The following is a 26,171-nucleotide window of genomic DNA, read 5'->3' on the forward strand; positions in this document are numbered from 1 at the left end:
GTCCGCTGCTCTACCGACTGAGCTAACGACCCAATAAGCTGTGCATTATAGGGAACTTGTTTCTTTTCGTCAACTGTTTTTTTGAAATTTTTTTCAAAAAACGTAAATCGGTTGTTATTTGGCGTTAATTCTCCCTTTTTTGAGCATTTATTATGTTATGATTTTTGGGTCTGTCAGTTTTGACAGATATTTTTTAGACCAAAGGATATACAATATGAAAAAATTATTGATTGCTGCAATGATGGTAGCCGGCTTGGCGGCGTGTACACAAGAAGCGAAAAAAGAAACCCAAGAGGCGGCTTCTGCTGTTGCTTCCGATGTAAACGCTGCTGCTGAAAATGCAGCTTCTGCTGTTGATGCTGCTGCTTCTGAAGCCAAAGGTGCGGCTGAGCAAGCTGTTTCTGATGTTAAAGACGCTGCTGCAGATGCTAAAGCAACTGCAGATAAAGCAGTTTCTGACGCTAAAGATGCTGCCGGTAAAGCGGTTGAAGAAGCTAAAGATGCAGTTTCTGATGCTAAAGATGCTGCCAAAGACGCAGCTAAAGATGCTATGGGTAAAGCAGCCGATGCGACTCAAGAAGCTGCCGACAAATTGAAAGACGCTGCTAAATAAGCTGGTGTTTAATATTTGAAAAGGCCGTCTGAAAAAATGTTTTTCAGACGGCCTTTTTGTATCGGCGGATTATTTTTTTTCTTGCTGACGCGTGTACACCAAAGAAGTCAGGATGGATGCGCCCAGTGCGCCGAAGACGACGGACAGGGAAATGGAAATCGGGATATGTACCCAGTGCATAATCAACATCTTGATACCGATAAAGCTCAATACGAAGGCCAAGCCGTATTTGAGGAAAATAAAGCGTTCGGCAAAGTCTGCCAGTAAAAAGTACATGGCACGCAGGCCCAAGATAGCAAAAATGTTGGAGGTAAGGACGATGAACGGGTCGGTGGTGACGGCAAAAATAGCGGGGATGCTGTCCACGGCGAAGATGACGTCGCTCAATTCGATCATAATCAATACCAGTAAAAGTGGCGTAGCGATGCGTTTGCCGTTTTCAATGGTAAAGAATTTTTCACCGTCAAACTGTGGGCTGGTCGGGATGACTTTTTTGAGCAGGGTCAGGATTTTGTTTTGGGAAAGGTCTTCTTCAGCTTCGGCTTCCGGCTTCATCATGTGAATGCCGGTGTATAAGAGGAACGCGCCGAAGAGGTACAAAATCCATTCAAATTGTTGTACCAAGGCCGCGCCGATGAAGATCATGATGGCGCGCAGGACGATGGCACCGAATACGCCATAGAGCAAGACACGGTGTTGGAATTTGGGTTCGACTTTGAAGTAGCCGAAAATCATCAGGAAAACGAAGATGTTATCGACGGCAAGGGATTTTTCGAGCACATAGCCGGTGAAGAATTCGAGGACTTTTTCTTTGGCGACAACGGCCCCGTAAGTCGGGTTGCCCGCCAGTTCAAAATAGAGCCAGCCTGCAAATGCGCAGGATACGGCCACCCAAATGCCGCTCCAAGTGAGAGCTTCTTTGATGCTGACTTTGTGGGCGCCGTTTTTTTTCAGCGATACCATATCGATGGCGATCATGATTAAGACGGCAATAAAGAAGATGCCGTAAAACATCGGCGAGCCGACGGACGGGTATTGGGTCATAAACAATCCTTGTGTGTGGGGGAGGGGTAAGGTTTACCAAGACAGGTAGAACATTGCTTTGGCAAAAAAGACGATAAACAGCATATGGCTGAATACGACGGCGTGTATGTATTTCGACCAGCCGACGGTGAGGGTGTGCCGTGCCATTTTGACGACGGCGATGGCAAAATGTACCAAAACGCTTATTGCCAACAGGATTTTGATGCTCAACATGATGCCGAAGGAGCTGTCGAATGGGTGGTGCAGTATCGGCAGGTAGCGGTTGTACACCATCACGATGCCGCTGATGAACAGGGTAATGACGACAGGCGGCATCACGCGGACGGCACGATGGGACATGGCACGTTCGACTTCGCGGCGCGATTCGCGCGAAACGCGGCCGGTGTGTAAAACGGAGAGGACCAGCATTTCGAAAAATACGCCGCCGACAAAGGCAATCGCGCAATAAACGTGGATGATGTGTGCCAGTGCGTAGATACTCATGACGGGTGTTTCCGGTAATTCAGACAAGTCGTCATTGTATCACTACCGAATGTGGTTGATGTATGCGCAATTTTATGCCAAATATATTAAAATTTATAAATATTCTTTTGGAATTGCCGTTTGTTTTTGCATTTAACCGTTCATCAAGAGCGTTATCTTAGTTTAATCTGTCTTTACTTATCAGAAAATATATTAATGAAAGGTTGTGCCATACTGTTCCATATACAGCTTAACCCCTGATGGAGAATCAAACCATGAAGAAAACTTTTGCAAAAACTGTGACCTTGATCATGCTGGCCGCTTCTTTGGGCGCGTGTGCCAATATGACTCAAACCCAACGCAACACTGCTGCTGGTGCGGTATTGGGCGGCGTGGCAGGTAATTTGATTGGTGGCGATACCGGCTCTACCTTGGGTGGCGCGGCTTTGGGTGGCGTTATCGGCAGTCAAGTTCATACCCGCTACTAATCCTTTATTCGGTTAAAAATAAAAAGGCCGTCTGAATGTTCAGACGGCCTTTTGTTTTGCGGTTTATTCGTTGACGAACGTTACACCGGTCAGTTGCGATTGCAAAATGGCAGTGCGCAAGGCAGTCAGTGCTTTCGGACGGACAAAGTTGCGGCGATAAGCCAAAACGACACGGCGGTGCGGTGCAGTGCCTTCAAACGGGATAATGCTGAAAAGCATGTGGTCGTTTTCGGTCAATGCGGTAGCCGGCATGACGCTGATGGCCAGGCCGCTGGCAACCATGTGGCGGATGGTGTTAATGGAGCTGCCTTGCAGGGTATTGGTCAAGCCCTGGATTTTTTGCTTGGAAGCCAATTCGGAACAGCTTGCCAACACTTGGTCGCGCATACAGTTGCCTTCGGACAGCAGCAACACTTGTTCTTCGCTCAAAAGCTGAGGCGTAACGGCATCGAGTTCTTCAAAGTGATGTCCTTTGGGAACGATGACGAAGAAAGGTTCGTCATACAGAGGCTCGGTTACGATGCCCGGCTCTTGGAACGGTTCGGCAACGACGATTGCATCGACATCGCCGCGTTTGAGCGACTCGGTCAGGATGTGGGTATAGTTCTCTTCCAGCATCAGCGGCATTTTCGGCGCGGTTTCACGCAGCGCGGTAATGAGCTTGGGCAGAAGGTAGGGGGCAACAGTAAAAATCAGGCCGAGTTTGAACGCGCCTTCCAATTCGTTTTGCTCTTCATTGGCAAGGTGCTTGATGAGTTCGGCTTCTTCCAGAACCCGGCGGGCTTGGGCAACAATGCGCTCGCCCGCTTCGGTCGTGATGATGTCGTTGCTGCTACGGTCGAACAGGGATACCGACAGCTCTTCCTCCAGCTTTTTGATGGCGATGGAGAGGGTGGGCTGGCTGACAAAGCAGCGTCGTGCGGCACGTCCGAAGTGACGTTCTTGTGCGACGGCTACGATGTAACGCAATTCGGTCAAGGTCATGTGTTAAGCCTTTTTTTGTTCCGGCAGGGTGATGTTCAGCTCAAGAACGTCCAAGCCGTCTTGTTTCTCTTGGGAGATGCGGATGTCGTCCAATGATACGTTGACGTATTTGGACAGGACTTCCAACAACTCTTTACGCAGGGTCGGCAGATAGTCCGGAGCTTGGCCTTCTTGTGCGCGTTCTTGCGCGATGATGATTTGCAGGCGGTCGCGTGCGACTGTGGCGGTTTTCGGCTTTCTGCCGAACAGCATATCGAGCAGTGACATGTATTAACCTCCGAACAGTCGTTTTAAGAAGCTTTTCTTCTCAGCTTCGAGGAAACGCATTTCGCGGTTTTCACCCAAGAGGCGGGCGATAACGTCTTTATAGGCTTCCGCGGCGGCGGCATTGTCTTGGTGGATGACAGGTTCGCCGGCGTTGGAAGCTTGCAGGACGTTTTGTGATTCAGGAATCACACCGATCAACGGAATACGCAAGATGTCGCAGATGTCTTGTACAGACAGCATTTCGCCTTTGGCCACGCGCTCAGGGGAGTAGCGGGTAATCAGCAGGTGCTCTTTAACCGTGCCGCCTTGTTCGGCTTTGCGGGATTTGCTTTGCAAAATGCCCAAGATGCGGTCGGAGTCACGGACGCTGGATACTTCCGGATTGGTGGTAATGATGGCTTCGTCGGCAAAGTAGAGCGCCATCAGTGCGCCATGTTCGATACCGGCAGGAGAGTCGCAGATGATGAATTCGAAGCCCATTTTTTCGCTGGCCAGCTCTTTCATCACTTTATCCACGCCTTCGCGGGTCAGCGCGTCTTTATCGCGGGTTTGCGATGCAGGCAGGATGTAGAGGTTTTCGCAGTTTTTGTCTTTAATCAGGGCTTGGTTGAGAGTTGCTTCGCCGTGGATGACGTTGATGAGGTCGTATACGACGCGGCGTTCGCAACCCATAATCAGGTCAAGGTTGCGCAAACCGACGTCGAAGTCGATCACGGCAGTTTTGTGGCCGCGCAGGGCCAGGCCGGTTGCGATGCTGGCGCTGGTAGTGGTCTTGCCTACGCCGCCTTTACCTGAAGTTACTACGATAATTTTGGACACGATATTTCCTTTTTAAGTACTGATGTTTATTCGGCGTCGATTGCGCTGATAACCAGTCGGTTGTCTTGCAATGATACTTGTACGGGTTTTTTGTGCAGATGCTCGGGCAGGTCTTGCTCGAAGTTGCGGTAGATACCGGCAACGGAGACTAATTCGGCCTGCATGGAATGAATAAAGATGCGCGCGTTGGTATTGCCTTTGGCACCGGCCAACGCTCTGCCACGCATGGGGGCGTAAATATGGATGTTGCCGTCGGCGATAAGTTCCGCACCTTGGCTGACGATGCCGGTAACGATGAGGTCGCCGTTTTCAGCGTAAACCTGCTGGCCGGTACGCACGGGCGTGCTGACCAATACAGTCGGATTGTTGATAACGGTGGCCTGTACGTCTTGTGGCTGCGGTGCTTGGCGGGGGGCAGGTGCTGCCTGTGTGTCGGCTGCCTGGGTGGAGTTGCCTTGTTTGAATACCAAGTGGTAACGCGCCGCCGCTGCCGCCCATGTGTCGCTGGTGTGGTGCAGCCCTAAGATTTGCATGCCGTAACGGGCAAACAGGGAAATCATGCCGCCCAAATCGATGGATTCGGGATGGTCGAAATCTTGTACGTCTAAAATGAAGGGAACGAATTCGTCTTGGGATTGGCCTGCCAGTTGGCGCAGGAATTCTTCCAATTCGGTTAGATCTGCGGTGTGCAGATGGATGGATAAGACGTCCAAACGTGACGTTTTTATGTCGAATGCGGGTTTCATTGTAATGAAATAATAAAATTTTTTAATGACGTAAGTTTACCGTGTAAATCTTGGCTATTCAATCTGTTTGGCCGTCTGAAACCAAAATATTTTGTTTGAACGTTTTTCAGCTGTATTTAGTGTGGTTTTTTGGTGTGAACGCAGGTTTCAGACGGCCTTGGGAAAGGGGTAGCCGTGTGTGTCGATGTCATCGGCGGCGGCCCACGGCGTGTGGATAAGGGTGGACGGCAGATGCGCCAATTCGGAGATGTAACTGCGGATGTAGCTGCCGTCGGGGTCGATTTGGTGCGAACGGTGGGCATAGCGGACGGTGGCTGTGTCTTGGGCGGCAAGGTGCCAGTTGGCTTGGTTGAGCGCGGGGTCGGTGCCGGTTTGGACGGAGGCTGTCCACGCGATACCTTGGTTGGGGTCGAGGTTGAGGGCGTGGCAGAAATAGTGGGCGCACAGCTGCTGGAGAACGGGGTGTAAGTGGCCGGTGGCTTCGAGGCTGCGGATGGAGGCGTCGATGACGGGCACGCCGGTTTGGCCGTTGCGCCAGTATTCGCGCACCGGGGCGGCATCGGTTGTTTCGGGTAGGCGGCGGTGGTAGGCGAGCTGGTAGCAGTAGTCGCGGAAAATAAGCTTGTCCAGCCACTCGAAATGTCGGTTTGCCAAGCTTTCGGCGACCAGCAGGCGCGGTGAAATGCAGCCTGCAGACAGATAGGCATTGAGGAGGCTGGTGTTTTTTCGTGCCGGAAAGTTTTGGGTAATCGGGTAGTGAACCAAATTTTGTTTGAATGCGTGCCATTGCGTTAAGGCTGCGGTTTCGCCGCCCTGCTGATAGGCAGGCAATACTGCACCGGTATGGGCTGGAAACGGCGGAACGTTTTGCCCGGTTTGAACAGGCAATTCGGTTTCAGACGGCCTTTGTCCTGAATAAGCCTGCAACCATGCTTGTTTATAGGCGGCAAAATCGGTGTGGGGTAGGCCGTTGGCATCCATGAGGGGGGCTTTGGCCAAGATACCGCGGTCGTTGGCGTGTTGCAGGGCAATGCCTGCTCGGTCGAGATTGTGCCAGAGGTGGTTGTCTTGGCAGATTTCGGCTTCGGTGTAGGCTTCGTCTGTGATGACGGTATGTGCATTAAGCGCAGCAGCCAAGGGGAGGAGGTCTTCGTCGGAAGTGACGGCATATAAAGGAATATGGTGTGCTGCCAGACGGGTATGCAGCTCTTGCGCGGCTTGATAATGGAACAGGCTTTGACGCGGATTGTGGTTTTCAGACGGCCTTTGGCTGACCCAGACGCAGGCGATGGGCAAACCGCTTGCAACGGCGGCATTAAGCGCGGCATTGTCGTGCAGGCGGAGGTTGCGGCGGAACCAGACAAGGACGTGGGCAGATTTCATGAGCATGTTCCGACGGAAAAGGGGAAACCATTTTATCAGAATCGGCCTTATGTATCAGGCCGTCTGAAAAATCTTTTGGTTTGATTTCGCTATATAATTTTGGTTTTAGCAACGAGATGCAACCATGACCGAGCAAACCGTTTTGGCACTCATTACCTGCCAAACCTATCCCGAACCGCCGGACAACCTGAAAACATTGGCAGCATGCTTGGAGAATATGGGCGTAAAAACCATATTTGATGCGTGGCAAAACCATCCGTCCGCGCCGTTTTTGCTGCCTTTGTGCGCATGGGATTATGCCGCCGAACCCGAAGCTTTCCGCCAATGGCTGGAGCAAGCCGAGCAGGTGGGGCAGCGTTTTATCAATCCGCCCGAGCTGATGGCTTGGAATATGGAAAAGACTTATTTGTGCGATTTGGCAGAACGCGGCGCACGAGTGATTCCCAGTGTGTTCGTTCCGCCGAAAAAAGCCGAATTGGCCGATATCCTGAACCGACAAGGCTGGACGGAAGCAGTCATCAAACCGGCATTCGGGCAGAGCGGCAAAGGTGTGGTCAAAGTTTGTACGGACGCATTGGACGTGAACATGGCGGATTATCCGCAAGGCATGATTGTTCAACCTTATATCCGCGAAATCGAAACGGCGGGCGAAACCTCTCTGGTGTTTTTCAACGGCGCATTCAGCCATGCCGTGCGTCGTCAGCCGCCGCAAGGCGAATGGCGCGCCAACTCGGCCTATGGCGTGTCGGTGTTCGGTATCGAGCCTCCCGAGTTTGCCATCCGTGCCGCGCAAGACGTACTGACCGCTTTGCCGCAAATGCCGGTTTACGCCCGAGTGGACGGTACATTAGTTGGTGACACTTTCCTGCTCAATGAATTGGAACTCATCGAACCCGCCCTGTATTTGCACACCAGCGAAGGCGCGACGGAGCGTTTTGCCCGAGTGTTGGCCGGGTTGCTGAAATAGGATTGCGGCACGCACATTCAGGCCGTCTGAAAGACTTTTTTCAGACGGCCTGAATTTTTTTAAACAGTTGGCAGGAAGATGTTTTAAAGCATGCTTTTATTTGTCATTTTAATTGGGCTGGGGTCTAGGCCTGCTCTGGATTGTAAACAATTTTCTTGGTGTCGATTGGGTTTTATTTAGGGTAAAAATACGAAAAGTTTTTGAAAATAAATATGTTGTAATCTTAAACATTCTGTGCTGAAATTACAGGACACTACAAAAAAGTGGTGTTTTAAAAAAATAAAACAGACAAAGGAGAAAAACCATGCAATTGCTTTTAGACAATCTTAAAGCCTTTTTTGAAACCATCAGCGGCTGGGTCTGGGGGCCTATTATGTTGATGCTGCTGGTCGGTACGGGCATTTTGCTGACCGTTTTGCTGAAAGGCTTGCAGTTCACCATGTTGGGTTATGCACTGAAACAGGCGTTTGTGCCGTCAAAGAAGCATGAAGACGGCGAAGACCACGAAGGCGATATTTCCCATTTTGCCGCGTTGATGACCGCGCTGTCGGCCACCATCGGTACGGGCAATATCGCCGGCGTGGCGACTGCGGTGGTAACCGGCGGCCCGGGCGCGGTATTTTGGATGTGGATGACCGCTATTTTCGGCATGGCCACCAAATACGGCGAGGGCGTGTTGGCGGTGAAATACCGTGTGACCAACTCCAAAGGCGAGATGTCCGGCGGCCCGATGTATTACATCGAAAAAGGCTTGGGCAAAAACTGGAAATGGATGGCTGTTGCGTTTGCGCTGTTCGGCACATTCGCTTCCTTCGGTATCGGCAGCTCGGTGCAGTCCAACTCGGTTGCGCAGGCAGTGCAAACCAGCTTCGGTGTTGAACCTGCCTACACCGGCGTGATATTGACCGTATTAACGGCCATCGTGCTTTTGGGCGGCATTAAGGGCATCGCCAAAGCGGCGTCCTTTATCGTGCCTGCCATGGCCGTGTTTTATGTAGTGGGCGGTATTTCCATTATTGTCGTGAATTCTGACGCGCTGATGCCCGCCGTCAAACTGATTTTCTCCGATGCGTTTAGCGCGCAAGCCGTGGCCGGCGGCGCCATCGGTACGGTCATCCGCTACGGCGTGGCACGTGGTGTGTTCTCCAATGAAGCGGGCATGGGTTCTGCGCCGATTGCCGCCGCTGCTGCGAAAACCGACCACCCCGTCCGTCAGGCATTGGTTTCCATGACTGGTACGTTTTTGGACACCATCGTTGTCTGCTCGATTACCGGTATCGTGTTGGTCATGGGTCTGCTCGGCGCAGGCGGCGAGTTTGTGAAACCTGAATTGAGCGGCGCGGCGCTGACAACCGTCACGTTCCAAAAAATGCTGCCCGGCATCGGCGGCTGGATTGTTACCATCGGCCTGATTTTCTTTGCCTACTCAACCATTCTCGGCTGGTGTTATTACGGCGAGAAATGCGCGGTGTACGTTTTCGGTGAACGCTTTGCCGGACTGTACCGCGTGGGTTACGTCTCTTCCGTCATGCTGGGTACCGTGTTGAGCCTTGATTTGGTGTGGCTGGCTTCGGACACATTCAACGGCTTGATGGCATTGCCCAACCTGATTGCGCTTTTGTTGATGGCTAAAGTCATCGTCAATGAAACGCGAGACTTCAAACAAAAAATCAAAAACGGCGAATTGCCGCATTGATGTCCAAGGCCGTCTGAATCTGAATATTCAGACGGCCCGATGGATATCAGTTTGTTTTGAAAAAAGTCAGAGGAGGAGAAAAATGAAAGTGCTTGTTTTAGGTGCCGGAGTAGCAGGCGTATCTTCCGCGTGGTATCTGGCAGAGGCAGGACATGAAGTAACGGTCATCGACCGCGCCGAGGGCGTGGCGATGGAAACCAGTTTTGCCAACGCAGGTCAGCTCTCTTACGGCTATACCACGCCCTGGGCTGCACCCGGCATCCCGACCAAAGCGCTGAAATGGCTGTTTAAAAGCCATCCGCCTTTGCTGTTTCGCCCCGACGGCAGCCTGTATCAAATCGAATGGCTGTGGCAAATGCTGCAAAACTGCACGGCAGCGCGCTATCAAATCAATAAAGAGCGCATGGTCAGGATTTCCGAATACAGCCGTGAAATGTTCCGTCGTTTTGAAGCGCAAACCGGCATGAATTTTGAAGGGCGCAAAAAAGGGACGTTGCAGATTTTCCGCCAAACCAAAGAAGTCGAAGCGGCAGAACAAGACATTGCCGTTTTGGAACGCTACGGCGTGCCGTACCGCCGTCTGAAACCCGAAGAATGCGCAGAATTCGAGCCTGCGCTGGCGCGCGTTACCGCCAAAATTGCCGGCGGTCTGCACCTGCCTGCCGATGCGACCGGCGACTGCCACCTCTTCACCCAAAACCTGTACAAACTGTGTCTGGAAAAAGGCGTACAGTTCCATTTCAACCGAACCATCCACCGCATCGAACACAACGGCCAGCGCATCAGCGCAGTGGAAACTGAAACAGAACGGTTTGAAGCAGATGCCTTCGTCTGCGCGCTCGGCTGCTTCAGCAGGACGGTTTTGGCGCAGTTGAATCTGAATCTGCCCATTTACCCCGTCAAAGGCTATTCCTTGACCCTGCCGGTTACAAATTCCGACGGCGCACCAGTGTCCACCGTTTTGGATGAGAGCTACAAAGTCGCCATCACACGATTCGACAACAGAATCCGTGTCGGCGGCATGGCGGAATTGTCCGGCTACGAAATCAAACTGCCCGAAAAACGCCGCGAAACGCTGGCTTTGGTCGTCAACGATTTGTTCCCCGAAGGCGGCGACTTGAATCAGGCATTGTTCTGGAGCGGCCTCCGACCGATGACGCCCGACAGCACGCCGTTAATCGGGCGCACCCGCTTTGAAAATTTATTCCTAAATACCGGCCACGGCACTTTGGGATGGACCATGTCGCTGGGTTCGGCAAAATTAACTGCCGATATCGTGAGCGGCAAAGACACCGAAATCCGCAGCGACGATTTGAGCCTGTCGCGCTATCAGGCTTAAGCTGGAAAGCGATAAGGTTTAGCGGCATTTCAAATTTAAGGGCCGTCTGAAAACCATTTTTCAGACGGCCTTTTGTTCCCAGTATGTCTTGTTATACTGCAATCGGACTGACGTAAAGATTTTTTGTAAAAGAAATACGGATGGATTTGAAAAAAGTTTGTGGCCTGTTCTTCATGTTGGCGATATTGCCGGTATTTTCCAAAGGCAGTGTGATTTAGCAAAACAACCCGGTTGTGGCTATGTTGAGGGACGGTAGCAGCTTGGGAAAAGCGTAGGAGATTGTCCCATATTTCCTTTCAGTAACATTGCCGTTTTTGAAGATGGACATGCCTTATAATTTTCTTATAGAATTTATACATCATTTTTAAAAAGGTTAAGTGTGAAGAAAATATTTTTGGGTATTTTTATTGCATCAGTGTATATCCCTCTTGCGCTGGCTGATACCTGCGAAAAACCAAAATTAACCGGTAGAGAAAGTGACAGCACGGTTTATTGCCTTAACGAAGAAGGCTTATCTATGGTTATCAAGGTTGGTAACGAGAAGAATCTTTTTTTGCATGGTTTTGCCAATCGACAAGGGAAGATTGTTGTTCCACTCAAATATTATCTTGCTCGTGATTTTTCTGAAGGATTAGCAGCAGTATGTAAAATAGTAGGGAAATCAGATCAGGTTTTATGCGGCTATATCAATGCTAGTGGCAAAGAGGTTATTCCTTTTAAATTTGAGGATTTGCCTGGTGATTTTTTACAAGGTATTGCTCCTGCTAAACAAAAAGGCAAATGGGGCTTTATTGATACAAAGGGCAAAGTTGTCATACCATTCCAATATGTTAAAATCGACTTATTCAGTGAAGGACTGGCGGTAGTTGTCACTGCTGATACAAATAAATATGGCTATATCAATACAAAAGGTGAGATGATTATTCCACCAAAATATGAAGGGGCTTTTGATTTTAATGAAGGTGTAGCTGCTGTTCAGATTCTTGATAAATGGGGTTATATCGATAAACGAAATCAGTGGGTAATTCCTGCGCGATATAAAAGTGTTTCTAATTTTAATGATGGTATGGCAAGAGTTTCACAAAATGGTAAATATGGTTATATCGATAAAAAGGGAAAGGTAGTTATCCCTTTTAAATATGCATATCTAGGTTCATTGAGTGAAGGTTTGATCGGTGCAGAATTAAACGGTAAATTCGGTTATTTAGATAAAACCGGTAAAGTAGTTATACCGTTCAAATTTGGTACTGTTAATGACTTCCAAAATGGTGTGGCACTTGTTAATATGAAGAATGAATTTAAAGACAAAGATTTTAGTGAAGATGAATTCTTTTATATTGATAAGCAAGGCAAACCAGTTGAGATTGAATAGCAATTCCTGAATTTTTTGTCAGTAGGTAGGGCCGTCTGAAAACCATTTTTCAGACGGCCTTTTGTTTCAAAATCCGTGTATCCAATCAATAAAATAAATAATAACTATTATCATGCGCATTAAAAAGTGTTAGTCTGAACCTGTCCCAGCTTTGAGCGCAGGTTTTCTCATGCCCGATTTTTCGATGTCCAATTTGGCCGTTGCCTTTTCCATCACGTTGGCTGCCGGTTTGTTTACCGTATTAGGCAGCGGCTTGGTGATGTTTTCCAAAACGCCCAATCCGCGCGTGTTGTCGTTTGGTTTGGCATTTGCCGGCGGTGCGATGGTGTATGTCTCCCTGACGGAGATTTTCAGTAAATCCAGTGAGGCGTTCGCTGAAATTTATGATAAAGACCACGCGTTTGCGGCAGCGACCATGACATTTTTGGCTGGGATGGGCGGCATCGCGCTGATTGACCGCCTGGTGCCGAACCCGCATGAAACTTTAGACGCGCAAGACCCGTCGTTTCAAGAAAGCAAACGCCGCCATATCGCACGAGTCGGCATGATGGCGGCGTTTGCGATTACTGCGCACAATTTCCCCGAAGGCTTGGCGACGTTTTTTGCCACCTTGGAGAATCCGGCGGTCGGGATGCCTTTGGCCTTGGCGATTGCCATCCATAATATTCCGGAGGGCATTTCTATCGCCGCGCCGGTTTATTTTGCCACCCGAAGCCGTAAGAAAACGGTATGGGCGTGCCTGCTATCCGGTCTGGCCGAGCCTTTGGGTGCGGCTTTGGGCTATTTGATTTTGCAGCCGTTTTTGTCGCCTGCCGTGTTTGGTTCGGTATTCGGCGTGATAGCCGGCGTGATGGTGTTTTTGGCGTTGGACGAGCTATTGCCGGCTGCCAAACGTTATTCAGACGGCCACGAAACCGTTTACGGCCTGACAACGGGCATGGCGGTGATTGCCGTCAGCCTGGTATTGTTCCATTTTTAAAACCCGTATGCCAAAGGCCGTCTGAAATGATTCAGACGGCCTTTTTGCGTTATAATCCGCACATCAAAAATAACCTTAATTTCACAAAGTTCCATCATGTTAGACAAATACAATCCAGCCGAAATCGAATCCAAACATTATCAAAACTGGGAAGAGCAGGGCTATTTCCAGCCTGATATGGATTTGACAAAACCGTCTTTCTCCATCCAACTGCCGCCGCCCAATGTAACCGGCACGCTGCACATGGGCCATGCCTTCAACCAAACCATCATGGACGGCCTGACCCGCTACTACCGCATGAAAGGCTGCAATACCGCCTGGATTCCGGGCACCGACCATGCGGGCATCGCCACGCAAATCGTGGTCGAGCGTCAGCTTGCCGCGCAAAACGTGTCCCGTCATGATTTGGGTCGTGAAAAATTCTTGGAAAAAGTGTGGGAATGGAAAGAAGTTTCCGGCGGTACGATTACCCAACAAATGCGCCGCGTGGGCTGTTCCGCAGACTGGACGCGCGAGTATTTCACGATGGACGACGTGCGCGCCGAAACCGTGACCGAAGTGTTCGTGCGCCTGTATGAACAGGGCTTGATTTACCGCGGCAAACGCTTGGTGAACTGGGATCCGGTATTGGGTACGGCGGTATCGGATTTGGAAGTGGAAAGCGTGGAAGAACAAGGCTCTATGTGGCACATCCGCTATCCGCTGGCCGACAATCCTGCCGAAGCCGTTATCGTGGCGACCACCCGTCCTGAAACGCTGCTGGGCGACGTGGCCGTTGCCGTCAATCCTGAAGACGAACGTTATACCCATTTGATTGGTAAAGAATTAATCCTGCCGCTGACCGGCCGCACCATCCCCGTTATCGCCGACGAATACGTTGAAAAAGACTTCGGCACCGGCTGCGTGAAAATCACGCCTGCGCACGACTTCAACGACTACGAAGTCGGCAAACGCCACGACACGCGCCTGATTAATGTGTTCGATTTGGAAGCCAAAGTGCTGGCAAACGCCGAAGTGTTCAACTTCAAAGGCGAAGCGCAACAAGGCTTTGCCTTGCCTGAAAAATACGCGGGTTTGGACCGCTTTGCCGCGCGCAAACAAATGGTTGCCGATTTGCAGGAACAAGACTTCTTGGTCGAAATCAAACCGCACACGCTGATGACGCCGAAAGGCGACCGTACCGGTTCCGTGATTGAGCCGATGCTGACCAGCCAATGGTTTGTCGCCATGTCCGCCACGCCAAACGGCGGCGAGCCTGACAGCGAATTCAAAGGCCTGAGCCTCGCAGACAAAGCCAAAAAAGCCGTCGACAGCGGCGCGGTACGCTTTATCCCTGAAAACTGGGTCAACACTTACAACCAATGGATGAACAACATCCAAGACTGGTGTATCTCGCGCCAACTGTGGTGGGGCCATCAAATCCCTGCATGGTACGACCACGAAGGCAATGTGTATGTCGCCCGCAATCAGGAAGAAGCTGAAAAACAAGCCGGCAAAACAGGCTTGACCCGCGAAGAAGACGTATTGGACACTTGGTTCTCCTCCGCGCTTGTGCCGTTCTCTACACTGGGCTGGCCGTCTGAAACCGACGAACTCAAAGCCTTCCTGCCGTCCAATGTCTTGGTTACCGGCTACGAAATCATCTTCTTCTGGGTGGCGCGCATGATTATGATGACTACCCACTTCACCGGCAAAGTACCGTTTAAAGACGTGTACATCCACGGCATCGTGCGCGACCACGAAGGCAAAAAAATGTCCAAATCCGAAGGCAACGTCATCGACCCTGTGGATTTGATCGACGGTATCGACTTGGAAAAACTGCTGGTGAAACGTACCACCGGCCTGCGCAAACCCGAAACCGCGCCGAAAGTGGAAGAAGCAACCAAAAAACTCTTCCCCGAAGGCATTCCGAGCATGGGAGCGGACGCGCTGCGCTTCACTATGGCGAGCTACGCCAGCCTCGGCCGCAGCGTCAACTTCGACTTCAAACGCGCCGAAGGCTACCGCAACTTCTGCAATAAATTGTGGAACGCCACCAACTTCGTGTTGATGAACACCGAAGACAAAGACTGCGGTCAAGACGAAATGCAGCCGTTGGCGTTTACCTTCGCCGACCAATGGATTATCGGCAAACTGCAACAAGCCGAAGCCGCCGTTGCCGAAGCCTTTGAAACCTACCGCTTTGACCTTGCCGCGCAAACGCTGTACGAATTTGTGTGGAACGAATATTGCGACTGGTACATCGAGCTGGCAAAAGTGCAAATCCAAACCGGCTGCCCGACAACCCAGCGCACCACACGCCGCACCCTCGTGCGCGTACTCGAAACCATCCTGCGCCTACTGCACCCAATCATGCCTTTCATTACCGAAGAGCTGTGGCAGGTCGTTGCGCCTCTGGCGAATGCCAAAACCGCCGACAGCATTATGTTGGCCGCCTATCCGCAAGCCGATAAAGAAAAAATCGTTCAGACGGCCTTCGACAAAATGGCCGCATTGAAAGACTTAGTCGAAGAAGTGCGCAAACTGCGCGGCGAAATGGGTATCGCGCCAAACGTCAAAGCGCCGCTCTTCGTCGAAGGCAGCGCAGAACTCGAAGGCCTGCTCAAATACCTGCCGTCGCTGACCCGACTGACCGAAGCCAAGCTGGTGGACAGCCTGCCCGAAGCGGAAGACGCACCTGTCGCCGTCTGCAACGGCGCGCGCCTGATGCTGAAAGTCGAAATCGACAAAACCGCCGAAACCGCCCGTTTGAGCAAAGAAGCCGAGAAACTGCAAAAAGCCTTGGACAAACTCAACGCCAAACTCTCCAAACCCGGCTACACCGAAAAAGCCCCCGCGCATCTGGTGGAAAAAGATAAGGCGGATTTGGCGGAGTTGACGGATAAGATGGGAAAAGTGGAAGGGCAGTTGGCGAAGTTGAAAGGGTAGTATTGTTTGGTTGTGAGAAAGGCAGCCTGAAAAGTCAAAAATGATTTTTCAGGCTGCCTTTTCTTAGAAAAATAATTAAATAGGAATGTGAAAATGGAAAAATCATCTAAATTAGGGAAAGATATTTTAGAAACTTTGGGATTTGAAATCTTAAATAATGGAGAGGAGCTTGCAACAGGAGAAACCAAAACTGCTGATTTTCTTGTTAAATTGGAAAATGAAAATTTCCTTGTTGAAGTAAAACTCAAAGAAGCCGATGATGATGAAAATAAAAGCAGAGAAGAAAAATTATCAAATGGCGAAGTTTACATATCTAATGGTTACAACCATACAAATAGTATGCTAACTACAATTATGAGATCAGCCAACAGACAAATACGATCTTCTTTAGAAAATATATCAATGAAAGAAAAAGTAAATTTTTCTTTTTTGCTATTTATTAACTCATCTTATGACGCAACTCTCAGAAGGGAACAAATAATTAATGAATTATATGGGAAAGTTAATTTAATCGATTTCAATAATAAGAATAAAGCAGCAAGACCTTGTTATGAATATAACCACCCACTATTTAAAAGACTTGAATCAAATGACTTTTTATTAATCGTCAATTTTTTAAATTACACAGACCTTAATGGGGGAAATAGAGAAGCTTTTGATGCAATAATATGTTTAAATCAGTATTCAGATAAATATGAATTGATCAAATCATCAGCCATCCAGTCTCTAAATATGAAAATCATCGATCCGATAGAAGAAGTCAAGAACGGTGCTGCATATCAACTAGATAAAGATGATTGGGAAGAAATAAATCATATTTTAGAGAAAAACGGGCAAGATAAAATTGATGAAAACATGGAAAGACGTATTCATTCTCTATCGCCTAGAGTTCAAATTCTATCAAGAAAATATCAGAAATATTTAATTCCGTTTCCGATGGAGAATCGTGTGCAAATTACTGCAAGGTCAACGCAATATACATCGAATCAAAACTCAACAACTTCGGAAGACTCGTAGCAAGCGTAGGTTAGGTCAAGCCCCAACAAAACCGTTAAATAATCTGTTTTGTGTTGGGTTTACAACCCAAGCGACCAAAAGGCCGTCTGAAACTGCTCTTTCAGACGGCCTCCCCATTTTCAGGTTGCCCTTCCCCAAGGCAGCCTGAAACCTTTCCCCCGCCCCAAACCCATCCACCGTCATTCCCGCCTGCGCGGGAATGACGGTGTTTGTTGCTTTTCAGACGGCCTTTTTCTTTTTCTTAATCCATCACATTCGATCAAACCAAACAATCTGACTTTCATCCACGCTGATGCGGATTTCCTGTCCGGTTTGCGGTTTATCCGTATCGTGGTCGGCATGGGGATACCAAATTAAATCGCCGTATTGAGGATGGGCGAGGGTAAGGCGTGTGCCTTCGGCGAGGGGGACGGCTTCGCTGATGCGGACGGCTGTGCCGTTCGGGTCGAATCGGATGGCGTGTTGGGGGATGTAGCGTGTGTCGTTAGTGTTGGCCAAACCGAGCAGTAGGGCGGCTTGGGCGTTGACGGGGCGGCGGATAAGGGTTTCCGGCGTGCCGTGTTGGAGGATGCGGCCTTCGTGCATGATGGCGATGGTGTCGGCCATGGTGCAGGCTTCTTCGGCGGAGTGAGTGACGAGGATGGCGGGGATGTTTTGACTGCGGATGCGTTCGGCGGTCAGGGTGCGCAGGTGGTGGCGCAGGTGGGTGTCGAGGCTGGAGAAGGCTTCGTCCAAGAGCAACAGCGACGGGCGCGTGATTAGGGCGCGCGCGAGGGCGAGGCGTTGCTGTTCGCCGCCTGAGAGGCTTTCGGGTTTGCGTTGCGCTTCGTGTTCCAAACCGATGTCGCGCAAGGCCTGCATGGATTGTTCTTCGATTTCGGCTTTGGGCAGGCGGCGCATTTTGAGTCCGAAGCCGACGTTGTCGAGGGCGGTTAAATGCGGCAAAAGGGCGTAGTCTTGAAACATCAGCGAGATATTGCGTTTTTCAGGCGGCATGTCGGTGATGTTGTCACCGTTGAGCCAGACTTCGCCGCTGTCGGGACGTACCAGGCCGACGATGGTTTTGAGCAGGGTGGATTTGCCGCAGCCGGAGCGGCCGAGTACGGCGAGGATTTCGCCTGCTTCGACGGTTAGGTTGATGTCTTGGGCAACGGTTTTGCTGCCGAAGCGTTTGTTGATGTTTTTGAGTTGTAACATGGTTTCAGACGGCCTTTAAAAATGGGGTCGGCAACGGATGCTGTCGAGCCATGCGGACAGCGGATGTTTGGGGTCGATCAGGCCGTATCGCCGGCAGGCTTCGATCGTGACCAACTGGGCATCGTGCATCATGTGTCCGCCCAACATGGCATCAAGCAGGGTGGGGATGTCCATCAGTTCAAAACCGGCGACTTCGCCGTCTTGGTTGGCGGGTTGGAAGCCTTCGGGTAGGACGATGTCGAAGATATACAGGATTTCGTTGTGGACACCACGATTAACCGGGCGCAAACTATATATTTGGGCGGTCGGTCGGATATGGGGTGTTAACGAAGCGGGAATGCCTGCTTCTTCTTCGCCTTCGCGACAGACGGCTTCAGACGGCCTCTCGCCGCTGCTGATGCCGCCTCCGGTCAGGTTGTCGAGTTTGTTCGGATCGACGGCTTTGTGCGGACTGCGGCGGCCTATCCAAAAGCGCAGACCGTCTTTTGTTTCGACCAATCCGTTCAAATGCACTGCCTGACTCATCAGGCCGAACGGACGGAAGGCGGCGCGTTCGAGTGCGCATAAAGGCTTGCCTGACTGGTCGCAGATGTCAAACTTTTCACCACGCCAACCTTTGAGCCAACCGCACTCGCGCCATTGTTGCGCCAGCGTTTGCAAACTGTCGCCCATCTGAGTCCAGTTGTCGGTTTCCAAATTCAGGCCGTCTGAAAGGGTTGACTGCCTGCCTGTCCAATCTTGCCCGAGGCGTTCGCGCCATAACGGGTTCAGACGGCCTAAAGGCAGGCCGTTGAGATACAGAATGCACCAATCGTCGGATGCGCCATAGCTTGTCTGCGCCCAATCCCACAGTGTGTCGTGGACATCGGGGGTGAATACCTGTTCAAAACGGAAAGACTGAGACATGGCGCATCCTCCAAAATAACTAAAGATACATCGATTTTAGCCGTTTACGGCGAATTTGCAAAACGACCATACCCCCTGAAAACCGCTATAATAGAGTAAATCATCCGAAACGAGCACATCATCATGAGCGAATTGACCGATATCCTTTCCTACAACCAGCATTTCGTTGAATCGGGAGAGTACGAAAAATATTTCACCAACAAATACCCCGGCCGCGAGCTGGCCATTCTTTCCTGCATGGATGCACGCATTATCGAATTGTTACCCAATGCCTTGGGCTTGAAAAACGGCGATGCCAAGCTCATCAAAAACGCCGGCGCACTGGTGACCCACCCTTGGGGTTCGGTGATGCGCAGTTTGTTGGTGGCCGTATTTGAACTCAAAGTGAAAGAAATCATGGTCATTGCCCACCACGACTGCGGTATGCGCGGATTACACGCAGAAGAGTTCCTCCAACGCGTACACGACAGCAATATCCCCGACGACCGTATCGAAACCCTGCGCAATGCCGGTATCGATTTGGACGGCTGGCTGACCGGTTTTGACAACGTCGAAGACAGCGTGCGCCATACCGTCGAGCTGATTCGCAAACATCCGCTGATGCCCGACAACATCGCCATCCACGGCCTGGTCATCCACCCGACCACAGGCAAGCTCAACCTGATTGTTGACGGCAGCCTGCCTGCTTCAGACGGCCAAAACATCTAACGCAGACACCACCACGAAATGAAAAACATCGGATTATTCGGCGGCACGTTTGACCCCATCCACAACGGCCACCTCCACATCGCCCGCGCCTTCGCCGACGAAATCGGTTTGGATCTCGTCGTCTTCCTGCCGGCAGGCGACCCGTACCACAAAGACAGCACGCGCACGCCGGCACAAGAGCGCCTCAATATGGTTGAACTCGCCATCGCCGACGAGCCGAAATTCGCCGCCAGCGACTGCGACATCGTCCGCGACGGCGCAACTTATACGTTTGACACCGTCCAAATCTTCCGCCAGCAGTTTCCCGGCGCGCAACTGTGGTGGCTGATGGGCAGCGACAGCCTGATGCAGCTGCACACATGGAAAAAATGGCAAACCCTCGTGCGCCAGACCCATATCGCCATTGCCATGCGCCAAGGCGACAACCTCAACAAAACCCCGCGCGAATTGCACGCATGGCTCGGCGAAGCCCTGCAAAACGGCAGCGTCCGTATCCTCAACGCGCCACTGCACAACACCAGCTCCACCCAAATCCGCGCCAATCTTGCCAAAACGCACCATTCAGACGGCCTGCCGCAACCCGTCGCCCAATACATCCGCCAACACAAACTCTATGAAAAATAGCGTTTATTCAGGCAGATAAGCTATAATGCCGTCTGAAAACATTTCAACTAGGAAAATAATGAACGAACAAGAATTGCAAGACCTGCAAAAAATGGTCGAAGTGGCCGTAAACGCCCTCGAAGACATCAAAGCCAAAGACATCTCCGTTTTGGAAACCCAAGACAAAACCTCCCTGTTCGCCCGCATGATTATTGCCAGCGGCGACAGCACACGCCAAGTTAAAGCACTGGCCAACAACGTTGCCGTCGATTTGAAAGAAGCTGGTTTCGAAATCCTCAGCACCGAAGGCGACAGCGGCGAATGGACGCTCGTCGACGCAGGCGACCTCGTTGTCCACGTCATGCTCCCTACCGTGCGCGACTTCTACGACATCGACACCTTGTGGGGCGGAGAAAAACCGAGTTTCCACGCCGGTATGCAAAAACCTTGGCACGCCGCCGACTAAAACGGTTTATCCATACAAAGGCCGTCTGAAACTTGAAAGCAAGCAAGTTTCAGACGGCCTTTTGCTATAATTCCATTCTTTTCACATTATTCAGTTTACCGCACCATCATGCCGCATCCCGATTTCGCCCAAACCCTCTCCAAAGACCGCCATTTCCTGCAATCCGCCTTTAAAAACCCCAATAAATACGGCGGCTTGGCCAAGGTTGAAGAAAAATACAAAAAATCGCACGACCTCTATCTGCAACGCCTGTCCAAACTGCCCAAACCCGAATTCGACAACACGCTGCCCGTTCACGAAAAACTCGACGAAATCAAAAAAGCCATTGCCGAGAATCAGGTAACGATTATTTGCGGCGAAACCGGTTCGGGCAAAACCACGCAGCTGCCCAAGATTTGTTTGGAACTCGGACGCGGGGCGGCAGGCTTGATCGGGCATACCCAGCCGCGCCGTTTGGCCGCGCGCTCGGTGGCGGAGCGGATTGCCGAAGAGCTGAAATCGGAAATCGGCAGCGCGGTCGGCTATAAAGTGCGCTTCACCGACCACACCTCGCGCGATGCCTGCGTCAAGCTGATGACCGACGGCATTCTGTTGGCGGAAACCCAGACCGACCGTTACCTCGCCGCCTACGACACGATTATCATCGACGAAGCGCACGAGCGCAGCCTGAACATCGACTTCCTCTTGGGCTATTTGAAACAACTGCTGCCACGCCGCCCCGATTTAAAAGTCATCATCACCTCGGCAACGATAGACGCAGAACGCTTTTCCCAACACTTCAACGGCGCGCCCGTGCTGGAAGTAAGCGGACGCACCTATCCCGTCGAAATCCTCTACCGCCCGCTGACCAGCAAAGACGAAGACGACGCAGAAGTGGAGCTGACCGACGCGATTGTCGATGCGGCGGACGAATTGGCGCGACACGGCGAAGGCGATATTTTGGTGTTCCTACCGGGCGAACGCGAAATCCGCGAAGCCGCCGAAGCCCTGCGCAAATCCACACTGCGCCGCAACGACGAAATCCTACCCCTGTTCGCGCGCCTATCGCACGCCGAACAGCACAAAATCTTCCACCCCACAGGCGCGAAACGCCGCATCGTGTTAGCAACCAACGTCGCCGAAACCTCGCTCACCGTGCCGGGCATCAAATACGTCATCGACACCGGCCTCGCGCGCGTCAAACGCTATTCCGCACGGGCGAAAGTGGAGCAGCTTCATGTAGAGAAAATCTCCCAAGCCGCCGCCCGCCAACGCTCCGGTCGCTGCGGCCGCGTCTCCGCAGGCGTGTGTATCCGACTGTTTTCAGAAGAAGATTTCAACAGCCGCCCCGAATTTACCGATCCCGAAATCGTCCGCAGCAACCTCGCCGCCGTCATCCTGCGCATGGCATCGCTGAACTTGGGCGACGTAGCAGCATTCCCGTTTTTAGAAATGCCCGATTCGCGGTATATCAATGACGGTTTTCAGGTGTTGTTGGAATTGGGGGCGGTGGAGGCCGTCTGAAAATAATTAGTTTGATAAATGGTTATAGGTATAACATACTTTGAAAGTGCAGCCTAATTAAGCACAAATAAAAACAGTCCGAAACTTCATACTGAAGTTTCGGACTGTTTTTATTTTTTAGGAAAACTTTACAGCTAATCTGACTGAAAAAGATCAAGATAGCCCACAATAGTTGTTTTTTAATATGGTAGACACAATTTTTCCCTATTTATGAAGACTATGGTTTCTTTCAGATTCGTATTTTAATGCTTTCTATTTCTATAAAAATTGACTAAAATAGCTCAATTATAAAAAATTGAACAATTTTGGTATTTGTTATGAAAATTTCCAGACCTCCGGAATTTACCCTGTTGCAACAGGAATATGTGCAGCATTTCACCAAAAGAATGGCGCAAATTACCAAGCTGCTGAATTCTTCCGCAAATAATCCTGATATAGATATTCCCGATTTTCTTACTGAAATCAAAGATTATTCAGAATTTTCCGTGACAGATGAAAACGGAACCTACCTGCATTGGGATAAATTCCGCCGGATTCACACGGAAGACACGCGGATGAAATGGCGCGCCGTCAAGGAGAGCCGCAGAAAAATCCAAAAACCAATTGATTTCCCGTTTGAACATCAGTTTTGGTTCTGCATTCCCGACTCTCTGCAGGCACGGCTTCATTTGATTGACAAAAGCTGCGGCAGTACTATCGGCACGTCTAGCTTGGGTGGCTTCGGCAGAAGCGAGCAAAATAGATTCTTGCTCAAGTCTCTTATTATGGAAGAAGCGATTACATCCGCCCAACTGGAAGGAGCTGCCACCACGCGTAAAGTGGCCAAGGATATGCTTAAATCGCAGCGCAAGCCCAAAACCAAAGACGAAATCATGATAGTGAATAACTATCACTTGATGAAAAAAGCGGTAGAATTGAAAAATACGCCGTTAAGTGTTGAAATGATTTTGGATTTGCACCGCATTGCCACCAGTAACGCCATTGAAAACAAGGCCGAGCCCGGACAATTCAGGCAGGATGACGAAATCTTTATCGCCGATATCGATGGTAACAGCCTGTACCAACCACCGCCGCACGGGCAGGTTCATACGCTGATGGAAGCAGTATGCACGTTTGCCAACAACACTTATGACGGCTCAGAAAATCCGTTTATCCATCCAGTTGTCCAAGCAATTATTCTGCATTTCCTCATCGGCTATATCCACCCGTTCGGCGACGGCAACGGGCGGACGGCGCGGGCTTTGTTCTATTGGTTTATGCTCAAAAACGGCTACTGGCTATTTGAATACATATCCATCAGCCGTCTTCTGAAAAACGCTCCGGCCCAATACGCCAAATCCTATTTGTATGCGGAAACCGACGATTTAGATTTAACCTATTTCATCTATTACCAATGCGATATTATCAAGCGGGCGGTTGCCGATTTGGAGCACTACATTTCCGACAAACAAAAACACCAACAGGAATTCAAGGCAGCGATTGCCCAATATACTGAAAAGATAGGAAAGTTGAACCAACGGCAAATTGGTATTCTGCAAAAAGCAGTGGAAGAAAGCGGAAAAATCTTTACTGCACAAGAAATTGCCAATCAATACGGTATCTCCCTGAATACTGCCCGTAGCGATTTAAGTAAACTGGGAGAATATAGATTCCTAGTACCGTTTAAATCAGGAAATGCTTTAGAATATGTTGCTCCTCAGGATTTATTGGAAAGATTAGAAAAAAAATAGTTTGCTAGCCTAAAATGCAACTTTAACCGAGTCAAAATCAATACAGTCCGCACCTTCAAAAAGAAGCCGCGGACTGCTTGCTTTTTGCTTTACAGATGATCTTTATAGCTGATTTAACCAAGATTGTAGCAATTTTGCTTTCCAAGCAAGCAGGCAGGGTTAGAAAACTCGATACTTTTAATTATTAACTGATTTTGTCGATTTTTTCCAACCTATACTTAATTGGGCGACGTAGCAGCATAAAAAGGCAGGCCATATTTCATTTTCAGACGGACTCAATCATTGAGAAACTAAAAATATTGAAAAGGGAATATTGGGTTTTAAAACTCAATCGGTAAATTTTTATTGTGAAATATTAATGATGAAAAAATCTTTCCTCACGCTTGTTCTATATTCGTCTTTACTGACTGCCAGCGAAATTGCTTATCGCTTTGTATTCGGAATTGAAACCCTGCCGGCAGCAAAAATGGCGGAAACGTTTGCGCTGACATTTGTAATTGCTGCGCTGTATCTGTTTGCGCGTTATAAAACTTCGCGGCTGCTGATTGCGCTATTTTTCGCGTTCAGCATTATTGCCAATAATGTGCATTATGCGGTTTATCAAAGTTGGATGACGGGTATTAACTATTGGCTGATGCTGAAAGAGGTTACCGAAGTCGGTAGCGCGGGCGCATCGATGTTGGATAAGTTGTGGCTGCCTGCGTTGTGGGGCGTGTTGGAAGTCGTGCTGTTTTGCAGTCTTGCCAAGTTCCGCCGTAAGACGCATTTTGCCGCCGATATTGTGTTTATTACGGCGATGTTGCTGATTTTTGGACGTTCATTCAGTACGACGCAGGAACACGGTATTTCGCCCAAACCGACATACAGCCGCATCAAAGCCAATTATTTCAGCTTCGGCTATTTTGTCGGGCGCGTGTTGCCGTATCAGTTGTTTGATTTAAGCAAGATTCCTGTGTTCAAACAGCCTGCGCCAAGCAAAATCGGGCAGGGCAGTGTTCAAAATATCGTCCTGATTATGGGCGAAAGCGAAAGCGCGGCGCATTTGAAACTGTTTGGCTACGGGCGTGAGACTTCGCCGTTTTTGACCCAGCTTTCGCAAGCCGACTTTAAGCCGATTGTGAAACAAAGCTATTCTGCCGCTTTGATGACGGCTGTGTCCCTGCCCAGCTTTTTTAATGCGATACCGCATGCCAACGGCTATGAGCAAATCAGCAGCGGCGATACCAATATGTTCCGCCTCGCCAAAGAGCAGGGCTATGAAACGTATTTTTACAGTGCGCAGGCTGAAAACGAGATGGCGATTTTGAACTTAATCGGTAAGAAATGGATAGACCATCTGATTCAGCCGACGCAGCTTGGCTATGGCAACGGCGACAATATGCCTGATGAGAAGCTGCTGCCGTTGTTTGACAAAATCAATTTGCAGCAGGGCAAGCATTTTATTGTGTTGCACCAACGCGGTTCGCACGTCCCATACGGCGCATTGTTGCAGCCTCAAGATAAAGTATTCGGCGAAGCCAATATTGTGGATAAGTACGACAACACCATCCACAAAACCGACCAAATGATTCAAACCGTATTCGAGCGGCTGCAAAAGCAGCCTGACGGCAACTGGCTGTTTGCCTATACCTCCGATCATGGCCAGTATGTGCGCCAGGATACCTACAATCAAGGCACGGTGCAGCCCGACAGCTATCTCGTGCCGCTGGTGTTGTACAGTCCGGATAAGGCCGTGCAACAGGCTGCCAACCAGGCTTTTGCACCTTGCGAGATTGCCTTTCATCAGCAGCTTTCAACGTTTCTGATTCACACGCTGGGCTACGATATGCCGGTTTCAGGTTGTAGCGAAGGCTCGGTAACGGGCAACCTGATTACAGGCGATGCAGGCAGCTTGAACATTCGCGACGGCAAGGCGGAATATGTTTATCCGCAATAAGTGGCGTGAAAACCAATA

Annotated in this window: 24 protein-coding genes; 15 read left to right on the top strand and 9 right to left on the bottom strand. The window is 50.2% G+C overall.

What is annotated here, in order from left to right; all coding sequences use genetic code 11:
* Nucleotides 1–214 precede the first annotated feature (214 nt).
* A complete protein-coding gene (locus HMPREF2675_RS03610; protein WP_003684724.1) occupies nt 215–613 on the top strand; it encodes an Ag473 family lipoprotein in 399 nt (132 codons plus the stop codon).
* A gap of 69 nt (nt 614–682) precedes the next feature.
* On the opposite strand, the gene HMPREF2675_RS03615 is transcribed toward HMPREF2675_RS03610, so the two are convergent.
* Together HMPREF2675_RS03615 and HMPREF2675_RS03620 are read right to left on the bottom strand one after the other, a co-directional pair.
* On the bottom strand, nt 683–1,657 hold the full coding sequence (locus HMPREF2675_RS03615; RefSeq protein ID WP_070814097.1) for a TerC family protein: 975 nt from the start codon (nt 1,655–1,657) through the stop codon (nt 683–685).
* Nucleotides 1,658–1,690: 33 nt separating this feature from the next.
* Nucleotides 1,691–2,140 (bottom strand): CopD family copper resistance protein, encoded by a 450-nt coding sequence (locus HMPREF2675_RS03620; RefSeq protein ID WP_070814098.1) that lies wholly within the window; start codon nt 2,138–2,140, stop codon nt 1,691–1,693.
* Between the two features lie 254 nt (nt 2,141–2,394).
* Here HMPREF2675_RS03620 and HMPREF2675_RS03625 point away from each other — a divergent pair, with 254 nt between their 5' ends.
* Nucleotides 2,395–2,607, top strand: coding sequence for a glycine zipper 2TM domain-containing protein (locus HMPREF2675_RS03625; protein ID WP_003684747.1), 213 nt, complete (start codon nt 2,395–2,397; stop codon nt 2,605–2,607).
* A gap of 63 nt (nt 2,608–2,670) precedes the next feature.
* Here the strand turns inward: HMPREF2675_RS03625 and HMPREF2675_RS03630 are convergent, their stop codons facing one another.
* The 5 genes from HMPREF2675_RS03630 to HMPREF2675_RS03650 all read right to left on the bottom strand — a co-directional run bounded on the left by HMPREF2675_RS03630 (nt 2,671) and on the right by HMPREF2675_RS03650 (nt 6,806).
* Nucleotides 2,671–3,591, bottom strand: coding sequence for a hydrogen peroxide-inducible genes activator (locus tag HMPREF2675_RS03630; RefSeq protein WP_003749313.1), 921 nt, complete (start codon nt 3,589–3,591; stop codon nt 2,671–2,673).
* A gap of 3 nt (nt 3,592–3,594) precedes the next feature.
* Nucleotides 3,595–3,858 carry a cell division topological specificity factor MinE gene (gene minE, locus HMPREF2675_RS03635; protein WP_003680625.1) on the bottom strand — a complete coding sequence of 88 codons (264 nt, stop codon included), beginning with the start codon at nt 3,856–3,858 and terminating at the stop codon, nt 3,595–3,597.
* Nucleotides 3,859–3,861: 3 nt separating this feature from the next.
* On the bottom strand, nt 3,862–4,677 hold the full coding sequence (minD, locus tag HMPREF2675_RS03640) for a septum site-determining protein MinD (RefSeq protein WP_070814099.1): 816 nt from the start codon (nt 4,675–4,677) through the stop codon (nt 3,862–3,864).
* A 26-nt stretch (nt 4,678–4,703) separates the two neighbouring features.
* Nucleotides 4,704–5,423, bottom strand: coding sequence for a septum site-determining protein MinC (gene minC, locus HMPREF2675_RS03645; protein ID WP_063076223.1), 720 nt, complete (start codon nt 5,421–5,423; stop codon nt 4,704–4,706).
* Between the two features lie 147 nt (nt 5,424–5,570).
* Nucleotides 5,571–6,806 (bottom strand): FAD-binding domain-containing protein, encoded by a 1,236-nt coding sequence (locus tag HMPREF2675_RS03650; protein WP_070814100.1) that lies wholly within the window; start codon nt 6,804–6,806, stop codon nt 5,571–5,573.
* Nucleotides 6,807–6,930: 124 nt separating this feature from the next.
* Here HMPREF2675_RS03650 and HMPREF2675_RS03655 point away from each other — a divergent pair, with 124 nt between their 5' ends.
* The 7 genes from HMPREF2675_RS03655 to HMPREF2675_RS03685 all read left to right on the top strand — a co-directional run bounded on the left by HMPREF2675_RS03655 (nt 6,931) and on the right by HMPREF2675_RS03685 (nt 17,104).
* Nucleotides 6,931–7,773: an ATP-grasp domain-containing protein gene (locus HMPREF2675_RS03655; RefSeq protein ID WP_070814101.1), complete on the top strand. Its 843-nt coding sequence runs from the start codon at nt 6,931–6,933 to the stop codon at nt 7,771–7,773.
* Between the two features lie 304 nt (nt 7,774–8,077).
* Entirely contained in the window at nt 8,078–9,469 is a 1,392-nt protein-coding gene (locus HMPREF2675_RS03660; protein WP_036493589.1) for an alanine/glycine:cation symporter family protein, read from the top strand.
* An 82-nt stretch (nt 9,470–9,551) separates the two neighbouring features.
* Complete coding sequence (locus HMPREF2675_RS03665) at nt 9,552–10,808, top strand: D-amino acid dehydrogenase (protein ID WP_070814102.1); 1,257 nt, start codon at nt 9,552–9,554, stop codon at nt 10,806–10,808.
* A gap of 394 nt (nt 10,809–11,202) precedes the next feature.
* Entirely contained in the window at nt 11,203–12,180 is a 978-nt protein-coding gene (locus tag HMPREF2675_RS03670) for a WG repeat-containing protein (RefSeq protein ID WP_283127788.1), read from the top strand.
* 169 nt (nt 12,181–12,349) lie between these two features.
* On the top strand, nt 12,350–13,159 hold the full coding sequence (zupT, locus tag HMPREF2675_RS03675; protein WP_070814104.1) for a zinc transporter ZupT: 810 nt from the start codon (nt 12,350–12,352) through the stop codon (nt 13,157–13,159).
* A gap of 96 nt (nt 13,160–13,255) precedes the next feature.
* Nucleotides 13,256–16,087 (top strand): valine--tRNA ligase, encoded by a 2,832-nt coding sequence (locus tag HMPREF2675_RS03680; RefSeq protein ID WP_070814105.1) that lies wholly within the window; start codon nt 13,256–13,258, stop codon nt 16,085–16,087.
* A 93-nt stretch (nt 16,088–16,180) separates the two neighbouring features.
* The gene (locus HMPREF2675_RS03685; RefSeq protein ID WP_004520222.1) at nt 16,181–17,104 is read left to right on the top strand and encodes a hypothetical protein; all 924 of its coding nucleotides are present in this window, start codon (nt 16,181–16,183) and stop codon (nt 17,102–17,104) included.
* A 249-nt stretch (nt 17,105–17,353) separates the two neighbouring features.
* On the opposite strand, the gene HMPREF2675_RS03690 is transcribed toward HMPREF2675_RS03685, so the two are convergent.
* Together HMPREF2675_RS03690 and HMPREF2675_RS03695 are read right to left on the bottom strand one after the other, a co-directional pair.
* Entirely contained in the window at nt 17,354–18,301 is a 948-nt protein-coding gene (locus tag HMPREF2675_RS03690) for an ABC transporter ATP-binding protein (protein ID WP_004520224.1), read from the bottom strand.
* A 15-nt stretch (nt 18,302–18,316) separates the two neighbouring features.
* The gene (locus HMPREF2675_RS03695; protein ID WP_004520225.1) at nt 18,317–19,207 is read right to left on the bottom strand and encodes an NUDIX hydrolase; all 891 of its coding nucleotides are present in this window, start codon (nt 19,205–19,207) and stop codon (nt 18,317–18,319) included.
* Nucleotides 19,208–19,330: 123 nt separating this feature from the next.
* On the opposite strand from HMPREF2675_RS03695, the gene HMPREF2675_RS03700 reads away from it, so the two are divergent.
* The 6 genes from HMPREF2675_RS03700 (at nt 19,331) to lpt3 (ending at nt 26,153) form a co-directional block, all read left to right on the top strand.
* Complete coding sequence (locus HMPREF2675_RS03700) at nt 19,331–19,915, top strand: beta-class carbonic anhydrase (protein WP_004520226.1); 585 nt, start codon at nt 19,331–19,333, stop codon at nt 19,913–19,915.
* 18 nt (nt 19,916–19,933) lie between these two features.
* Nucleotides 19,934–20,539: a nicotinate-nucleotide adenylyltransferase gene (gene nadD, locus HMPREF2675_RS03705; protein WP_003749340.1), complete on the top strand. Its 606-nt coding sequence runs from the start codon at nt 19,934–19,936 to the stop codon at nt 20,537–20,539.
* Between the two features lie 58 nt (nt 20,540–20,597).
* A complete protein-coding gene (gene rsfS / locus HMPREF2675_RS03710) occupies nt 20,598–20,984 on the top strand; it encodes a ribosome silencing factor (protein ID WP_003749342.1) in 387 nt (128 codons plus the stop codon).
* A gap of 108 nt (nt 20,985–21,092) precedes the next feature.
* Complete coding sequence (hrpA, locus tag HMPREF2675_RS03715; RefSeq protein WP_083323871.1) at nt 21,093–22,487, top strand: ATP-dependent RNA helicase HrpA; 1,395 nt, start codon at nt 21,093–21,095, stop codon at nt 22,485–22,487.
* A gap of 317 nt (nt 22,488–22,804) precedes the next feature.
* Nucleotides 22,805–24,217 carry a Fic family protein gene (locus HMPREF2675_RS03720; protein WP_070814106.1) on the top strand — a complete coding sequence of 471 codons (1,413 nt, stop codon included), beginning with the start codon at nt 22,805–22,807 and terminating at the stop codon, nt 24,215–24,217.
* A 358-nt stretch (nt 24,218–24,575) separates the two neighbouring features.
* Nucleotides 24,576–26,153 carry a lipooligosaccharide phosphoethanolamine transferase gene (gene lpt3 / locus HMPREF2675_RS03725; protein ID WP_141759946.1) on the top strand — a complete coding sequence of 526 codons (1,578 nt, stop codon included), beginning with the start codon at nt 24,576–24,578 and terminating at the stop codon, nt 26,151–26,153.
* Nucleotides 26,154–26,171 lie beyond the last annotated feature (18 nt).

Source organism: Neisseria sp. HMSC061H08 (genome assembly GCF_001836795.1).
GTDB classification, from domain to species: Bacteria; Pseudomonadota; Gammaproteobacteria; order Burkholderiales; family Neisseriaceae; genus Neisseria; species Neisseria subflava_A.

What these genes read in the sequence shown, in the direction of transcription:
- HMPREF2675_RS03610 (WP_003684724.1), top strand. Translation starts at nt 215, where the DNA reads ATGAAAAAATTATTGATTGCTGCAATGATGGTAGCCGGCTTGGCGGCG.
- HMPREF2675_RS03615 (WP_070814097.1), bottom strand. Translation starts at nt 1,657, where the DNA reads ATGACCCAATACCCGTCCGTCGGCTCGCCGATGTTTTACGGCATCTTC.
- HMPREF2675_RS03620 (WP_070814098.1), bottom strand. Translation starts at nt 2,140, where the DNA reads ATGAGTATCTACGCACTGGCACACATCATCCACGTTTATTGCGCGATT.
- HMPREF2675_RS03625 (WP_003684747.1), top strand. Translation starts at nt 2,395, where the DNA reads ATGAAGAAAACTTTTGCAAAAACTGTGACCTTGATCATGCTGGCCGCT.
- HMPREF2675_RS03630 (WP_003749313.1), bottom strand. Translation starts at nt 3,591, where the DNA reads ATGACCTTGACCGAATTGCGTTACATCGTAGCCGTCGCACAAGAACGT.
- minE (WP_003680625.1), bottom strand. Translation starts at nt 3,858, where the DNA reads ATGTCACTGCTCGATATGCTGTTCGGCAGAAAGCCGAAAACCGCCACA.
- minC (WP_063076223.1), bottom strand. Translation starts at nt 5,423, where the DNA reads ATGAAACCCGCATTCGACATAAAAACGTCACGTTTGGACGTCTTATCC.
- HMPREF2675_RS03650 (WP_070814100.1), bottom strand. Translation starts at nt 6,806, where the DNA reads ATGAAATCTGCCCACGTCCTTGTCTGGTTCCGCCGCAACCTCCGCCTG.
- HMPREF2675_RS03655 (WP_070814101.1), top strand. Translation starts at nt 6,931, where the DNA reads ATGACCGAGCAAACCGTTTTGGCACTCATTACCTGCCAAACCTATCCC.
- HMPREF2675_RS03660 (WP_036493589.1), top strand. Translation starts at nt 8,078, where the DNA reads ATGCAATTGCTTTTAGACAATCTTAAAGCCTTTTTTGAAACCATCAGC.
- HMPREF2675_RS03665 (WP_070814102.1), top strand. Translation starts at nt 9,552, where the DNA reads ATGAAAGTGCTTGTTTTAGGTGCCGGAGTAGCAGGCGTATCTTCCGCG.
- zupT (WP_070814104.1), top strand. Translation starts at nt 12,350, where the DNA reads ATGCCCGATTTTTCGATGTCCAATTTGGCCGTTGCCTTTTCCATCACG.
- HMPREF2675_RS03680 (WP_070814105.1), top strand. Translation starts at nt 13,256, where the DNA reads ATGTTAGACAAATACAATCCAGCCGAAATCGAATCCAAACATTATCAA.
- HMPREF2675_RS03685 (WP_004520222.1), top strand. Translation starts at nt 16,181, where the DNA reads ATGGAAAAATCATCTAAATTAGGGAAAGATATTTTAGAAACTTTGGGA.
- HMPREF2675_RS03690 (WP_004520224.1), bottom strand. Translation starts at nt 18,301, where the DNA reads ATGTTACAACTCAAAAACATCAACAAACGCTTCGGCAGCAAAACCGTT.
- HMPREF2675_RS03695 (WP_004520225.1), bottom strand. Translation starts at nt 19,207, where the DNA reads ATGTCTCAGTCTTTCCGTTTTGAACAGGTATTCACCCCCGATGTCCAC.
- HMPREF2675_RS03700 (WP_004520226.1), top strand. Translation starts at nt 19,331, where the DNA reads ATGAGCGAATTGACCGATATCCTTTCCTACAACCAGCATTTCGTTGAA.
- nadD (WP_003749340.1), top strand. Translation starts at nt 19,934, where the DNA reads ATGAAAAACATCGGATTATTCGGCGGCACGTTTGACCCCATCCACAAC.
- rsfS (WP_003749342.1), top strand. Translation starts at nt 20,598, where the DNA reads ATGAACGAACAAGAATTGCAAGACCTGCAAAAAATGGTCGAAGTGGCC.
- hrpA (WP_083323871.1), top strand. Translation starts at nt 21,093, where the DNA reads ATGCCGCATCCCGATTTCGCCCAAACCCTCTCCAAAGACCGCCATTTC.
- HMPREF2675_RS03720 (WP_070814106.1), top strand. Translation starts at nt 22,805, where the DNA reads ATGAAAATTTCCAGACCTCCGGAATTTACCCTGTTGCAACAGGAATAT.
- lpt3 (WP_141759946.1), top strand. Translation starts at nt 24,576, where the DNA reads ATGATGAAAAAATCTTTCCTCACGCTTGTTCTATATTCGTCTTTACTG.